This window comes from Mycobacterium sp. URHB0021 (assembly GCF_054057895.1).
On the sequence record NZ_JBSRZT010000002.1, the window covers coordinates 1,969,241 to 1,983,062 of the forward strand.

General features: G+C 64.1%; 12 protein-coding genes, 1 tRNA gene and 3 pseudogenes. 13 read left to right on the plus strand and 3 right to left on the minus strand.

Annotation, left to right across the window (positions count from 1 at the left end; genetic code table 11):
- Positions 1-46 precede the first annotated feature (46 nt).
- The 5 genes and pseudogenes from ACVWWN_RS11970 to ACVWWN_RS11990 form a co-directional block, all read left to right on the plus strand.
- Complete coding sequence (locus ACVWWN_RS11970; RefSeq protein WP_457144085.1) at positions 47-1,225, plus strand: FAD-binding domain; 1,179 nt, start codon at positions 47-49, stop codon at positions 1,223-1,225.
- An 82-nt stretch (positions 1,226-1,307) separates the two neighbouring features.
- Positions 1,308-2,180: an FAD-dependent oxidoreductase gene (locus ACVWWN_RS11975; RefSeq protein WP_457149099.1), complete on the plus strand. Its 873-nt coding sequence runs from the start codon at positions 1,308-1,310 to the stop codon at positions 2,178-2,180.
- A 119-nt stretch (positions 2,181-2,299) separates the two neighbouring features.
- Positions 2,300-3,705: pseudogene (locus ACVWWN_RS11980) on the plus strand (IS1380 family transposase).
- A 411-nt stretch (positions 3,706-4,116) separates the two neighbouring features.
- Positions 4,117-4,423: pseudogene (locus ACVWWN_RS11985) on the plus strand (winged helix-turn-helix domain-containing protein); the annotation flags it as partial.
- Positions 4,423-4,853, plus strand: a pseudogene (locus tag ACVWWN_RS11990) (two-component sensor histidine kinase); the annotation flags it as partial. The pseudogenes ACVWWN_RS11985 and ACVWWN_RS11990, both read left to right, overlap by 1 nt.
- Before the next feature lie 328 nt (positions 4,854-5,181).
- Here ACVWWN_RS11990 and ACVWWN_RS11995 read toward each other — a convergent pair.
- Entirely contained in the window at positions 5,182-6,264 is a 1,083-nt protein-coding gene (locus ACVWWN_RS11995; protein ID WP_457142590.1) for an IS630 family transposase, read from the minus strand.
- 347 nt (positions 6,265-6,611) lie between these two features.
- On the opposite strand from ACVWWN_RS11995, the gene ACVWWN_RS12000 reads away from it, so the two are divergent.
- The 7 genes from ACVWWN_RS12000 (at position 6,612) to ACVWWN_RS12030 (ending at position 11,298) form a co-directional block, all read left to right on the plus strand.
- On the plus strand, positions 6,612-6,920 hold the full coding sequence (locus tag ACVWWN_RS12000; RefSeq protein ID WP_457144086.1) for a hypothetical protein: 309 nt from the start codon (positions 6,612-6,614) through the stop codon (positions 6,918-6,920).
- A gap of 158 nt (positions 6,921-7,078) precedes the next feature.
- Complete coding sequence (locus ACVWWN_RS12005; RefSeq protein ID WP_457144087.1) at positions 7,079-7,351, plus strand: hypothetical protein; 273 nt, start codon at positions 7,079-7,081, stop codon at positions 7,349-7,351.
- Positions 7,352-7,541: 190 nt separating this feature from the next.
- On the plus strand, positions 7,542-8,027 hold the full coding sequence (locus tag ACVWWN_RS12010; protein WP_457144088.1) for an endonuclease domain-containing protein: 486 nt from the start codon (positions 7,542-7,544) through the stop codon (positions 8,025-8,027).
- Between the two features lie 356 nt (positions 8,028-8,383).
- Positions 8,384-9,523 carry a cell division protein FtsK gene (locus ACVWWN_RS12015; protein ID WP_457144089.1) on the plus strand — a complete coding sequence of 380 codons (1,140 nt, stop codon included), beginning with the start codon at positions 8,384-8,386 and terminating at the stop codon, positions 9,521-9,523.
- Positions 9,514-9,759 (plus strand): helix-turn-helix transcriptional regulator, encoded by a 246-nt coding sequence (locus tag ACVWWN_RS12020; RefSeq protein ID WP_457144090.1) that lies wholly within the window; start codon positions 9,514-9,516, stop codon positions 9,757-9,759. Before ACVWWN_RS12015 ends, ACVWWN_RS12020 begins: the two co-directional genes overlap by 10 nt.
- A gap of 80 nt (positions 9,760-9,839) precedes the next feature.
- Positions 9,840-10,136, plus strand: coding sequence for a hypothetical protein (locus ACVWWN_RS12025; RefSeq protein WP_457144091.1), 297 nt, complete (start codon positions 9,840-9,842; stop codon positions 10,134-10,136).
- Positions 10,129-11,298, plus strand: a complete 1,170-nt coding sequence (locus ACVWWN_RS12030; protein ID WP_457144092.1) for a tyrosine-type recombinase/integrase — start codon at positions 10,129-10,131, stop codon at positions 11,296-11,298. Before ACVWWN_RS12025 ends, ACVWWN_RS12030 begins: the two co-directional genes overlap by 8 nt.
- A gap of 14 nt (positions 11,299-11,312) precedes the next feature.
- Here ACVWWN_RS12030 and ACVWWN_RS12035 read toward each other — a convergent pair.
- Both ACVWWN_RS12035 and ACVWWN_RS12040 read right to left on the minus strand, forming a co-directional pair.
- Positions 11,313-11,388: transfer RNA gene (locus ACVWWN_RS12035), tRNA-Arg, on the minus strand.
- Positions 11,389-11,709: 321 nt separating this feature from the next.
- Positions 11,710-12,534: an LLM class F420-dependent oxidoreductase gene (locus tag ACVWWN_RS12040; RefSeq protein WP_457144093.1), complete on the minus strand. Its 825-nt coding sequence runs from the start codon at positions 12,532-12,534 to the stop codon at positions 11,710-11,712.
- 175 nt (positions 12,535-12,709) lie between these two features.
- Between ACVWWN_RS12040 and ACVWWN_RS12045 the strand changes: the two genes are divergently transcribed.
- Positions 12,710-13,810, plus strand: coding sequence for a glutamate--cysteine ligase 2 (locus tag ACVWWN_RS12045; RefSeq protein ID WP_457144094.1), 1,101 nt, complete (start codon positions 12,710-12,712; stop codon positions 13,808-13,810).
- The last annotated feature ends 12 nt before the right edge of the window (positions 13,811-13,822 follow it).

Genomic DNA, 13,822 nt, shown 5'->3' on the forward strand with positions numbered 1-13,822 from the left:
GCGGCCCCGACAACACCGCTATCAGCGCGGTCGGAGGGTTGACGGCATGAAAATCGCGATCAGCGGAGCCGGTGTGGCGGGCCCGGCGCTCGCGCACTGGCTACACCGAACCGGCCACGAGCCGACGTTGATCGAGCGGGCACCGCACTTTCGCACCGGCGGCTACGTGATCGACTTCTGGGGGGTGGGCTACCAGGTCGCACAACTCATGGGAATCGAGGCGGCCGTGCGGGATGCCGGCTATCAGGTGCAGTCGGTCCGCTCGGTCAGACCCGACGACCAGGTCCGGGCCAGCCTGGGCGTCGACGCGTTCCGGCGCGCGGCGGGCGGCAAATTGACCAGCCTGCCGCGCGGCGACCTGGCCGCGACCATCTACGCCACGATCGCCGACGACGTCGAAACGATCTTCGGTGATTCCATTACCGCGATCAACGAACAACCCGATGGCGTGTGTGTGAGCTTCGCGCAGGCAAAGACCCGTGACTTCGACCTGGTCATCGGTGCCGACGGGTTGCACTCCAATGTGCGCCGACTGATGTTCGGGCCCGAGTCAGACGTCGAACACTATTTGGGCTGTCTGGTCGCGGCCTGTGTCGTCGAGGGTTATCGGCCCCGCGATGAATTGGTCTACGTGACCTACAGCGAGCCGGGTCGATCGGTCGGGCGGTTTTCGCTGCGGGGGGATCGCGCGATGTTTCTGTTCGTGTTCCGCTCCGCGCAAGCCGTCGATCCTGGCGAGCTGGCCGCGCGTAAGGCGCTGTTGTGCCGCGAGTTCGGTGACGCGGGCTGGGAATGCCCGCAAATTCTAGCCGCGCTCGACGGTGTCGATGATCTGTACTTCGATGTCGTCAGCCAGATCCGGCTGGATCGCTGGTCGCGGGGCCGAACGGCGCTCGTCGGCGACGCGGCGGCCTGTGTCTCGCTGATGGCGGGGGAGGGCACCGGTCTGGCGATGACCGAGGCCTACGTGCTGGCCGGTGAACTCGCCTGTGCTCGTGGCGATTACCGGCGGGCTTTCGACGCCTACGAGGCGCGATTACGCCGATTGGTCGAACACAAACAGGCCGCCGCACAGAAGTTTCTCCCGGTCTTCGCGACGCAGACGCGGCTGGGCATCCGATTTCGCGACCTGGTGATGCGGACAATGAACTTCCGACCCCTCGCCGACGTGCTCCTCACCCGAAGCGTGCGCGACGACTTCAAGCTGCCCAACTACCCGATATGAGCTCATGACAAGGGACTGGGCAAACACCGGCGGCGTTAGGTTTCCTCGAATCGCGCCGACGTCGAGCATGGAGTAGGCCGAGCTGCCGGAGCACCTGATCATTCTCGGGGGCGGCTACATCGGACTGGAATTCGGGCAGATGTTCCGCCGGTTCGGCAGCGAGGTCACCATCGTCCAACGCGCCGCTCGCCTGCTGAAGGTCGAGGATGAGGACGTCTCGCACGAGGTCGCGGCTATCTTGCGCGATGACGGGATCACGGTCATGACCTCCTCGACGCCGGTCCGGGTTCAGCAGGCCGACAGTGGCCGGGTGCGACTGACCATCGGCACACAAGACGGTGAGCGACAGCTCGAAGGCTCGCACCTGCTGTCGGCCATCGGTCGCATCCCGAATACGGAGGCGCTCACCCCCGAGGCGGCCGGCATCCGTCTCAACGACCACGGCTTCATCCAGGTCGACGATTACCTGCAAACCAGTGTCCCCGGCATCTACGCGATGGGCGACGTCAAGGGCGGCCCGGCGTTCACCCACTCTTCCTACGACGATTACCGCATCCTGCACGCCAACCTGATCAGGCACGAGAAGGCGAGCACGCGGGACCGGATCGTCCCGTACGCGGTGTTCATCGACCCGCAGCTCGGCCGCGTCGGCATGACCGAGCGCGAGGCCATGGCGCAAGGACGCGCGATCCGGGTGGCGAAGCTCCCTATGAGCGCCGTCATCCGCGCCATCGAGACCGGGGAGACACGCGGCTTCATGAAAGCCGTCATCGACGCGGACAGCGGGCAGATCCTGGGCTGCGCGATGCTGGGCAGTGAAGGCGGCGAGATCATGACCATCATGCAGGTCGCCATGCTGGGCCAGCTCACCGACACCGCTATGGCGGATGCGATCTTCACGCACCCGCTCCTGGCGGAAGGCTTCAACACCCTCTTCGCGATGGTGGACGCCTAAGCTTCGATCCACCGACTGACTTGCTCTTATAGGGGTGTCGGAATGAAGAAAGTGCCCTCTGAACTGGGATGATTGTGTTCTCTAGGCATCAATCGGGTCAGTTCGGAAAGGCGCTTCCGGTGCAAGTTTCGCATAGGTTCGCCGCGGAGTCCGCGGTGTGTTCGACGACGGCAATCTCGTGTCGTGCGCGGGGCTGGTGCCGATGATGAGATTGGCTGCCCACACCGGGCTGTCGCGACTTCTCGGTGAGAAGGTCCACATCACCGCGCCGAGGATCAGGTCCGGGGCCGCGAACCCGGCGCCCAAGCTGGCCACGCTGATCGCGGGTATGTGCGCGGGGGCGGACTGCATCGATGACATCGACGTCATCCGCTCAGGCGGCATGAAGAGCCTCTTCGGTGGCGTGTACGCACCGTCGACGGTGGGAACGTTGTTGCGGGAGTTCACTTTCGGACACGCCCGCCAGTTGGAGTCGGTACTGCGCGAGCATTTGGTCGCATTGTGCGAGCGGGTCGATCTGCTGCCGGGCGCCGATGAGCAGGTGTTCATCGACATCGATTCACTGCTACGGCCGGTTTACGGGCACGCCAAACAAGGCGCGTCCTACGGACACACCAAGATCGCCGGCAAGCAGATCCTGCGCAAGGGATTGTCTGCGCTGGCGACCACGATCAGCACCCGGGGCGCCGCACCGGTCATCGCCGGGATGCGGCTACGCGCCGGGAAGACTGGCTCGGGCAAGGGCGCCGGGCGGATGGTCGCCCAAGCCATCAGGACCGCCCACGACTGCGGCGCCCGCGGGCAGATCCTGGTGCGCGGCGACTCGGCCTACGGCAACCGCAAGCTGGTGCGGGCGTGTCGGCGCGCAGGCGCCCAGTTCTCGTTGGTGATGACCCGCAACGCGGCCGTCGACCGAGCGATCGCCGCCATCGACAACGATGCATGGACCCCGGTGTCCTATCCCGGCGCGGTCCGCGATCCCGACACCGGCGCCTGGATCTCCGATGCCGAGGTCGCCGAAATCGGTTACAGCGCTTTCGCATCCACCAAAGACCGGATTACCGCTCGCCTGGTCGTGCGCCGGGTCAAGGACGCCCGCTTCCCCGACGCCCTATCCCCGGTGTGGCGGTATCACCCGTTCCTCACCAACACCGACAAACCGGTGGCTGAAGCCGACGTTATCCACCGCCAACACGCGATCATCGAAACCGTGTTCGCCGACCTGATCGACGGGCCGCTGGCACACATCCCCTCGGGCCGTTTCGGCGCGAACTCCGCCTGGGTGCTGTGCGCGGCGATCGCCCACAACCTGCTGCGCGCCGCCGGCGTGCTCGCCGGTGGCCAGCACACCCGAGCACGGGGATCCACCCTGCGCCGCCGCATCGTCAACGTCCCGGCCCGCCTCGCCCGTCCGCAACGCCGACCGATCCTGCACCTACCTACCCACTGGCCCTGGTCGAAGGCCTGGCTTGCACTGTGGAACACCACCATCGGACACAGCCCACCACTACCAGCGACACCTTGACCACCCGCCGCAAGGCCCGACCGGAACGCACAGGACAAGCTGGACAGACCAGCGGCAACCTCACGCCCACAACCCGAAGATCGAAATCATCACTACCCGAGATCAGTGACCAAGGTCAGTCGGTGGATCGCGGCTAAGGCGGAGTGAAGAACCGCAATAGGAAACGACGCTCCAAATTTTCCCGAACTGTGGAAGGTAGACGCTTCGGAGCAGAGAAAGGAAGAAAAACAATGGCGCCCAAGCGCAGTCCGCGTGACATGAACAAGTGGCGGGAGACGCGCTCCGCGACCCGAACATCAGGTCCCCCGTGAGTCGAGCTAATACCGGCGCGCACGCAACCAGCTGTTGGCGGCGGAGGACGAGCTCCGGCGGCTGAACGAACGGGTCGCCGCCCAGCGCCAACAGCACTCGAGCCTTCCTCGATCGATCGGGAACCTCCGCATCAACGTCGACGGCCGGGAAGTTCAAATCGACCAAACGCCGATCATGTTGAGCCGCGAGGAGTTCGCCGTATTGGCGACCTTGTCGTCGCGCGCAGGGACGGTGTTGAGCAGGCGGCAACTACCCGCATCGGTGTGGGGAGAGACGTCGGTGGGCAACGACAACATCGTCGATGTGAACGTTGGCCATCTACTACGCAAGCTCGGTGACGACCCGGCGCTACCGCGTTATGTCACCACGGGTGCGCGGCGTCGGGTATCGCATGGGCACCGGCTGATGGCGCTTCGAGATCGCAGGAGTCAACCGAGTCAATGGCGGCGCGGCCGCCACGGCATCCGGATGCGGCTATTGGTCGCCAACTCAGTCGTCGTCATTGCGTGTATCGTCACGACGAGCGTTGTCGCCGAAATCGTTGGCCCACCAATGTTTCGTCGCCTCATGGACACCGCGGTAGTACCCGGGCTCAACGGCAGCCATCCCTATGAACGTGCCTTCCGCGATGCGACCGCGCTGTCAGTAGGCATCGCGCTAGCGGTGTCCGCTCTGGCCGCGCTCACCTTGAGCTGGTACCTCAGTCATCGGGTGCATCGGTCGGCCACCGCGTCTCGCGGGCGGCGTCCGCAGTCGCCGACGGACAGTACGACATTCGAGTTCCACCTCCGCGCTTGGGCAAAGAGTTCGATGCAGTCGTGGCCGCGGTCGGAAAAGGTCGCATACGGGGTGCCAGGGCGGAGTCGCCGGCACCTAACCGGTTGTGACGGTGGCCTACCAAGGCCACGCCCTCCGAGCATCGGTACACGTCAACGTATTTCAACATGGTGTGGCGAAAAACGCTGATCTAGGTGTGTTTGAGAAATCCGCCACTGAATGTCGGTGCAGTGGTAGACGGACATTGGCTAGCAGGCTTACGTTCGGACCAAATGAGAACTCTCCGCCTAAACACAGATTCGCGAACCTCAACGAAGGGCGCCGTCATGGACAGCACTACCGGTGACCGGTGGATCACTCGCCAGGAGCTAGTGGTGTGTCCTGCTTTTAGCTGACTTTTTCGAGTGTGATCCGGCCGCGTGCGACTTTGGCCAGGATGGACTCGGCGGTGGCGGTCCACACGTAGGGTTTGGGGTCGTTGTTGTGGGCGTCGATGTATTCCTGGATGGAGGCGACGAGGTCCGGCACTGAGTGGAAGACCCCGCGCCGCAACGCTTTGTCGGTCAGTTCCCGGAACCAGCGTTCGACGAGGTTGAGCCAGGACGACGATGTCGGGGTGAAGTGGAGGTGGAACCGGGGGTGTTTATCCAGCCACTGGCGGACATCGTCGTGGGTGTGGGTGGCGTAGTTGTCCAGGATCAGGTGGATCTGCAGGTCCTTGGGGACCTGCCGGTCGATGCTCTTGAGGAATTTCAACCATTCCTGATGCCGGTGCCGGGGCATGCACTGGCTGATGATCATGCCGGTCAGCACGTTCAGAGCGGCGAACAGGGTGGTGGTGCCGTGGCGCTTGTAGTCGTGGGTCATCGTCTCGCCCCGCCCCTTGACCATCGGCAGCGATGCCTGGGTGCGGTCGAGCGCCTGCACCGAGGACTTCTCATCGGCGCACAAGACGATGGCCTTCTCGGGGGGATTCAGATAGAGCCCCACGACATCGACCAGCTTCTCCTCGAAGTTCGGATCGTTGGACAGCTTGAACGTCTCGACCCGGTGCGGTTTGAGGCCCCGGGCCGACCACACCTGCTGCACAGTCGATTTCGACACCCCGGTAGCCGCGGCCATGGTCCGGCAGCTCCAATGGGTTTCGCCCTCGGGACGGTAGTTCAGTGTCAGATCCACGATCTCATCGATCTTGTCCTGGGGGATCGTCTTCTTGCGACCCCGGCCCTCGCGGACTTGGGCGAACTTGACCAGCCCCTCCTCGGCGAACCGGGCGCGCCAGCTGCTGACCGACCCCGGCGACACCGACAACGATTCCGCGATCGCCGTGTTCGCCCGACCGTCGGCCGCCATCAACAACGCCCGCGCGCGGACCACCTCGCGATGCGGCGCGGACTGCGACCGCGCCACCGACTCGAGAACCTCACGCTGCCCTGTAGACACCGACAGAGCCGGAACGGGTTGCCTCATGGCGTGAAGCCTACCAAGGAATCATCAATTAATTACAGGACACACCACTAGGTGCCGTGGACTGGTAGCTGGTGGTGGCATATCAACGCCGAAATCCGGTTTCGCGGATGGTTTGACCTGCGGTTTTCTCGGTTTGGTGACGAGTAGTGCCTGCTGACAACGCCGGACGCAAACTCGCATCAGAGGGCGCACTCGACGTCCCCGCAACCGAAAGGCATTGACTCATGGCTGATTTGACTCGACTGGATGAACTCGTACTTGACCCAACTCACGTCCTGGCGTTTGGCACAGGTGGTGGGGCGCGAGCGCAGAGTGTGTACCGAGACGGAGCCGCGACAGATGAACCCGTGCTGGTCGACGATGCGCAGCTCTACAAGGTGACCGGCCTCGCGGTCAGCGTTGGCGGTCGTGGACTGGACGGTGCCGAGGTGCGGACCACCACTCCGCTTGAGACCGTGCCAGCAGGCGTGCTGTTCCAGGCGGAAGGCCGCTGCACCCTGTCCATTCGCGCTGATGCTCGGCCAGGCTGGGGGAATCGAGGACCGAGAGGCGTGCTGGCCGTGACGGTCTACATCCAGACGCTGAAGCCGGTCGGCTCGGTGACCGACATCCTTCGTGGAGCCAACAGCGGGTCGCGCCGCGGTGGCGGTGAGTGATGTTCAGGGGGAATAGAATTCGGTCTTCGGATCCCTTTCGCTTGTCCGCACTCGGCCGGTGCAGGGCCGCAGTGGCATGGCTTCGCGGGCCAGCGTTGATGCGCCGATGGTTGTTAGTCCTTCTCGGCGTCATGTCCGCTGTATCTCTAATCGGGATTGTGATCGTCTTCGCGGTGATGCAGCCTGCATCACCGGGACAGCAGACGATCGCCGCAGGTGCTCCGGACGAGGGGCTCGCCACGCTCCTGCGTGTTGGCCCGTCGTCGTCGGAAGTGGTCGACCTCCCTGGATACGACTGCCATCCGATGCCTTCCTTGGGCCTGAAGTATCTGAATCCGATGCGCACTGGACCATCTGTGGTCGCGATCGGCAAAGACGGAGTCGTGTGGGGCCCGGCATGTGTAGTGACCTACGGCGTGGCTGGTTCCTGAGATGAGTGATCCTCTGGGCGCATTCCCGAAACATCGCCAGCCGATGGTTATCCGAACACTCTTGTGCCGTCGCGGTTCGGAGAGGGTCGAGATTCCCGGGGTTGCCTCGAGTTACCGGTCGTCTGACGACATCAGGGTGGTCATTTCGGTACTTAGCAGGAGACCGTGCTTCACGCCGTCGAGTCGTGACATGGGTGATCTGCCAGGGCGCTTCAAAAAAGCGTCACGGCAACGGCTATACGACATCTTGGTCGACGAGTTTGGGCCGACGTGCGCGTCATGCGGGCAACGCTACGGCCATGTCGTCGATCATGATCACTTCTCTGGCCTGGTTCGTGGTCTGCTCTGCCGTGTGTGCAACGCCTGGGTCGACACGTGTGTGCACGCCGACTCGGCAGAGTGCCGTTACGCCTGCTACCTGAACGCACCGCCTGCGGCGAGACTGCAGCTGCGGTATCCGGCGAGTCATCGCCAGCGTGCGCTCGATGAAGTGCGGCGGGCGATCGTGGGGTTCGATGTGTTGGATCAGACGACCTGGCCGTCGGCAGACCCTACAGACTGGCGGTGGACAGTTCCTGATGAGGCTGTTCTGTGCAAGGTTGCGAACGACTGGTGGGGCCGACATCCCGATGGTTTGGAAGTAAGAAGGTCGCTGCGGGGAGTCGTGAACACATGAGACATCGCCGAATCGTATTGCTTTGTGGAGCAACGTGTTTCACCTTCTGGTTGGTCTCATTGTTCGGGTATGGCGGACTTCTGATCTGGTGTATGTGCGCCACCGGCGTGTCGATCGCAATGGCTTGCGTCGTGTTCCGGATCCGCCGCCGTCGTCACAGGTCGATCTATGGCCCCGACCTCCGATATGCAATGTCCGTGCTCTCAAGTCGCGATAGGTGGGCGGATCTTGCAGAGATACTGAATCTCTCCGTTGACGCCGATCTGCGTCGGTCACGAACGACAAGGGCGGCCTTTGCGCTGGGTCTCACGCGTGAAGAACGGCGGCCTGTCCGATACATCCCGGCAATCGCAGAGATGAGGAAAGCGCCGTACGGCATGGCGGTGACGGTGGTAGGTGCTCCCGGGCAGAGTTGGGAGGTTTGGCAACGTCATTGCGGGCAGCTGAGCTCCGCACTGCGAGTCCGGGAGGTGACAGTCGCAGAACCACGCGCTGGCATCTTCGAACTTGCGCTCCGGGTGCGTGATCCACTTGCTGCGCCGATCCTTCTGGCAACCCCTCAGATGGCGCGAGGCTGGGAGATTCCCCTCGACGTCGACGAGCACGGCGCCGCGGTGTCGGGTTCATGTCGCAACGTGAGCGGGGTCGTCGTCGGAGGTGTCCCCGGCGGCGGAAAAAGCGCATGGCTGGCGTTCGCACTCGGCTCGCTGGCCCATCGCGACGACGTGCAGTGGCTGCTGATCGACGGCAAGCAGGGCTACGACCTTGAGGGCTTGGCGTCGCGGGCATATCGGTACATAAGCGGCGATGAGGCAGGGGATCTCGAAGTGGTTAGGGATTCGCTCCAAGACATTCAGACTCTGATGCGCGAACGGCTGAGGAATGCGCCGGAACTCTATGGCCAGCCGAATCTGTGGTCGGCGGGTCCATCCCCGCTGCATCCAGTTGTTGTCGTGGTCATCGACGAGTGCCAGGCCTATCTGGATGCGCGGTCACATTCGACGAAGGAGGCGAAAGCAATTGGAGCGGAGATCGATTCGCTCGTACGAGATCTGGTGAAACGCGGTCGTTCCGCGGGAATTGTCGTCGTCCTCAGCACGCAACGACCGACCGCGGACAGCATTCCGACGAGTACGCGTGACAACTGTGCGCTGAGGGTGTGCTTCTCCGTCCGAACACGCGAAGCCGCAACTTCAGTGTTGGGTGAGTTCTCGGCCGACTCGGAGATCAGTCCCATCGGGGCTCCTACGGGTGTCGGCGTGAGTTCCGCTGAAGGGGTCCAGGTTCGGTTCAGGAGTCCCTTCGTGCCCGACGACGTACTGCGCGGACATATCGAAACGTTGCGTGGCCTCGCAGCTAATCCGCTCGATCTTCTCGGTGACGCGCTCATGGAGTTGACCAAGAGAAGCCAAGCCTGCGGCGGCGACGCGAGCTCGACTGACATCCACTGCTCGGACACAAGCCGGCGCCTGCCGGCGCGTGAGCCATGGGTTTGAAAGGAGTGACGGTGCAAGGAAGGCCTAATGTTCGCGCTGCTACTCGCGGCGATGAACTGCTGAAAATCGATCAGCTCGCGAGTCGTCTAAAGGTGTCAGTCGGCTGCATCAGAGCCTGGAGGCTTCGGGGAGAAGGACCGCCGGCGATTCGCATCGGAACCGCATTGCGCTGGGACGCAGCCGAAGTCGATGAGTGGCTCGACTCGCGGCGCGAGTCACGTTACGGCGTCGGATGAGGGAGAGGACTCCTGCTATGCCTGATCCGCTATGGGGCCGCTACGCGGCTGGTGCCTGCGCGAATTTCGTAGCTGAGTGCATGGAGATCGTCCGGGCAGATCGCGAGATCGCGGAGCATGTCGAGGGGGCCTGCGCGACCGGGGACATCCAAATTGTCCATGAAGCAGTCTTTGAGGCGGTCGATATGTACGTCCCCGTTCTCCGGCGACGGGAGGCTCTTGTCCGGCGATACTTTCCCTCCCTGTCTCGTTACCACCTGTCACTCGAACCGCGGGGGATCAGCCTTGTCTCGCCGGACGGCGACGTGAAGGCGGTATGGAACCAGGAGGAGGACGAAGAGTTCGGCGATCGTCCCCACACGTGTCCGGATGATTGAGTCTCGCGTCGGGCGCGGCGGTGCTCGCGTCTACCGCGCCCGGGTCTACTACCGCGGACGCTACGTTGCCTCCCGTACCTTCCCTCGCAAGCGTGACGCCCAAGAGTGGGAACGCAAACAAGTCGAGACGCTGAAGACCGGTGCATGGGCCGACCCCAAAGCGGGGGAGTGGCCGGTCCGCGAATGGTGCGACATCTGGCTGTCGGCACAACCTGCCAGGGCACAGGCAACGGAGCGGAAGATTCGCGGTGTCATCAGAAAGCAGATTGCCGGCACTTTCGGCAGGCGGCCGCTGGTGTCTGTCCGCCCCTCCGAGGTTCAGGCTTGGGCGGCCGACATCTCGCGCAAGCAGTCCGCCGCGACGGCTCGCCATTCGCTCGGAGTTCTCCGCCGAGTGTTCGACCACGCGGCCCGCGATGGCGCTATTCATCGCAACCCTGCTGCCGGTATCCGCCTGCCCAAGGTCCAGGCCAACGATCCACGTCCGCTGACGCACGACGAACTCTGGCAGCTTGCCGATCACCTTGAAGAGCTGCGGGACCGCGTCCTGGTCCTCATAGCCGGATATTGTGGTTTGCGGTGGGGCGAGCTGGCGGCGCTGCGATGGACTGACGTCGACCTCGACAAGAACACGTTGCGGGTGGCACGTGCGTTCTCGGAAGAGGCGCCGCGGGGCGAAATGTCACCGGTCAAGGACCACCAGGCACGGACCGTGCCGGTTCCTGCGATCGTGTCGGAGGAACTCGCTAGATTCCGGGCAGACCATAAACCAGACGGACTGGTTTTCCCATCCGCGAATCGCGCGCCGCTCCGTAATCGCAACTTCCGCCGTGACGTCTTCGATGATGCCGTTGATGCCCTGGACCTGGACATCACTCCGCACAACCTCCGTGACACCGCGGCATCGCTCGCCATCCAAGCAGGCGGGTCCGTCGTCGCCGTGGCCCGTCTGCTCGGTCATGAGTCAGCCGCGACGACGCTGAACCACTACGCCGGCCTTTTCCCAAGCGACCTCGACGACGTTGCAAAACGACTCGATACCGCTGCTCGTCAGACCATCGCGAAACAGGCGGCACCATCTGATGCCACAGAAGCACCGACCATACACCAGACCAGAGAGGAGCGAAGAGGAGTAAGGCAGTTGCCCGGACACCTTCGCTGACCTGCAGAAACAAGTGGTGCCCCCGGCAGGATTCGAACCTGCGACACCGGCTTTAGGAGAGCCGTGCTCTATCCCCTGAGCTACGGGGGCGTAACCGCTCGGAGCTTACCGAAGGGATCCGCTGAGCGAGAATCTCGCCGCGAGTTTGGACAAGTGAGCCCCATTCGTACCTGGCGGCCGCGCCCGCGTCATCGTCAGACGCGGCATCGTCGAACCCGTCGGTAACCCATGGCGTCTGGACGCGCTCATGATCTCGTTGAAGGCGGCGTCGATCGTGCACCGGCGCAGCGTCGCCAGCAGGTCTCGGCGCTTTCGAGTGTCCCCGCGGCGTTGCGGGGCCGGATCAACGATCGCATCGTCGACGTCCATGACGGATGGACGTTCCCGTCGACGTGCGGTCAAACATGGGCGTCAGCGCAGTTCAGCGATGACCTTTGCGAATTGTTCGGCGTGCGGCGCCTGCGCGATGATGTAGCTCACCCCATAGGTGTCGCGGTAGCCCCGGATCCGGTCGGCGATATCTCGCGTCGTCCCCGACAGCACACCGGGATGGCCCAGCAGTTCTTCGTCGGTGAAATCGGGAAGAAAGCGCCGGGGGATGGTCAGGTCCGGCATCCCGGAGGCATCGATCGGCATCGCGGTGATCGCGATGTTCAGCTCGAGGTCAGCGAAGCGGTCGCCGGCCGCGTTGCGGACGAAAGCGACTCGCTCGGTCAGCGGATCCTCCTCGACGGTGACCGGCCGGTCGCCGCCGGTCAGCCCGACTATGTCGGCGTGCTGCGCGGCAATCCTCAGCACCCGGTCCCCGTTGCCGGCGATCATGATCGGCACGTCGGGAAGGTTGACCTCCATGTACTTCGTCGTGTGTCGAAGGTGGTCGACCCGCTCTCCGGCGGTGGGGTAGGGCAGTTCGGCGGCCTCGAATTCCTCTTTGACGTACCCCGTGCCGAGCCCGAGTTCGAATCGGCCGTCGGACAGATCGCGCATGGCCGCCGCATCGCGGGCCAGCAGCGCCGGCTTGTAGAAACCCGTGTTGAGGACGAACGTCCCGAGCCGCAACGTGCTGGTGGCCATGGCGGCGGCCATCATCACCGGGAACGGCGCCGGCGCCCGCAGATGGTCGGGCACATGCATGACGTCATAGCCGAGATCCTCGGCCCATCGCGCCGCATCCTGGATCCTCGGCCGTAACCGAGCCTCGAACAGGCCCAGCCCGAACCGGAAATCCTTTGCCATGCGCCGATCGTATTCGGCGGCTCCAAAATTTTCGGACATCCGAGGTTTGGCGGATGCCCGCTGTGGGCACCTAACTTCCGCAGGTTCAAACGTGAACCTGCGCCCGACACTGACTTGTTTGTCCCGATCCGGCCCGTTGTGAGTAATCCCGACGGGCCGGATCAATACTTTGACTATGACCAGCCACCCCACCATGGGCGTCGAGGAGGAGTTCCTCCTCGTCGATCCCACCACGGGGGAACCCGTCGCCGTCAACGAGGCCGTCGCCAGGCACGCTGCCGAGCACGGCGTCGAACTCCAACTCGAGTTGACCCGCTGCCAGGTCGAGACCACCAGCGAGGTGGTCAGCGGCAGCGCCCAACTCCGCGACGATCTGGCGCGACTGCGCGGCGCTGCCGCCGAAGCGGCGCGGGCGAACAAGGCGCGGCTGCTGGCTGTCGCACTGCCGCCGACCGTGCCGCACGAGTTCCCGATCACCGACAATCCCCGTTATCGGGAGATCGCGAGCAGATTCGGCATGATCGCGCACGAGCAAGGCATCTGCGGGTGCCACGTCCACGTCGCGGTGCCCACCCGCGAGGCGGCGATCCGCGTCAGCAACCGGCTGCGGCCATGGCTTCCGACGTTCCTGGCGTTGACCGCGAACTCGGCGATCTACCGCAACGCCGACACCGGATACGCCAGCTGGCGCAGTGTGCTGTGGGCACGTTGGCCGAGCGCGGGACCACCGCCTCATTTCCACTCCATCGACGAATACGACGCCATCAACGAGATGCTCCGACACGCCGGTGCAGCGCTCGACGACGGCATGATCTATTGGGATGTGCGGCCGTCGGCAAGTTTCCCGACGATCGAGGTGCGCGTCGCCGATGTGCCGGCCACGGTCGGCGAAACGGTAATGCTGGCCGCCCTGATCAGGGCCAGCGTCATGACGGCTCTGGACGAGGAACGGCGCGGTGAACCGGTGGTGCCCATCGGCACGCACGCGTTGGCGGCGGCGTACTGGAGGTCCGCCCGCGACGGCCTGAACGGGCGCGCCGTCGACTTGTTGGAAAGTCACCGGCCGATCCGCGCGCGCACATTGGTGGACCGCCTCATCGAGCACGTCAAGCCGGCGCTCGACGCGGTCGGTGACTACGACTTCGTCGCGGCGGAGCGCGCACGTGTCGACGTGGAGGGCAACGGCGCGATGCGCCAGCGTCGTGCCTGGCATCGCCGTCACGCGGTGGCCGACGTGATCGCCGAGGTTGCCTCCGCAACCTTGTCCGAAGTCTAGAAACACCCCGAA

Coding starts and splice junctions, on each gene's coding strand:
- ACVWWN_RS12030 (WP_457144092.1), top strand. CDS start 10,129: ATGATTGAGTCTCGCGTCGGGCGCGGCGGTGCTCGCGTCTACCGCGCC.
- ACVWWN_RS11970 (WP_457144085.1), top strand. CDS start 47: ATGAAAATCGCGATCAGCGGAGCCGGTGTGGCGGGCCCGGCGCTCGCG.
- ACVWWN_RS12015 (WP_457144089.1), top strand. CDS start 8,384: ATGAGGAAAGCGCCGTACGGCATGGCGGTGACGGTGGTAGGTGCTCCC.
- ACVWWN_RS12020 (WP_457144090.1), top strand. CDS start 9,514: ATGGGTTTGAAAGGAGTGACGGTGCAAGGAAGGCCTAATGTTCGCGCT.
- ACVWWN_RS12010 (WP_457144088.1), top strand. CDS start 7,542: ATGGGTGATCTGCCAGGGCGCTTCAAAAAAGCGTCACGGCAACGGCTA.
- ACVWWN_RS11995 (WP_457142590.1), bottom strand. CDS start 6,264: ATGAGGCAACCCGTTCCGGCTCTGTCGGTGTCTACAGGGCAGCGTGAG.
- ACVWWN_RS12025 (WP_457144091.1), top strand. CDS start 9,840: ATGGAGATCGTCCGGGCAGATCGCGAGATCGCGGAGCATGTCGAGGGG.
- ACVWWN_RS12045 (WP_457144094.1), top strand. CDS start 12,710: ATGACCAGCCACCCCACCATGGGCGTCGAGGAGGAGTTCCTCCTCGTC.
- ACVWWN_RS12040 (WP_457144093.1), bottom strand. CDS start 12,534: ATGGCAAAGGATTTCCGGTTCGGGCTGGGCCTGTTCGAGGCTCGGTTA.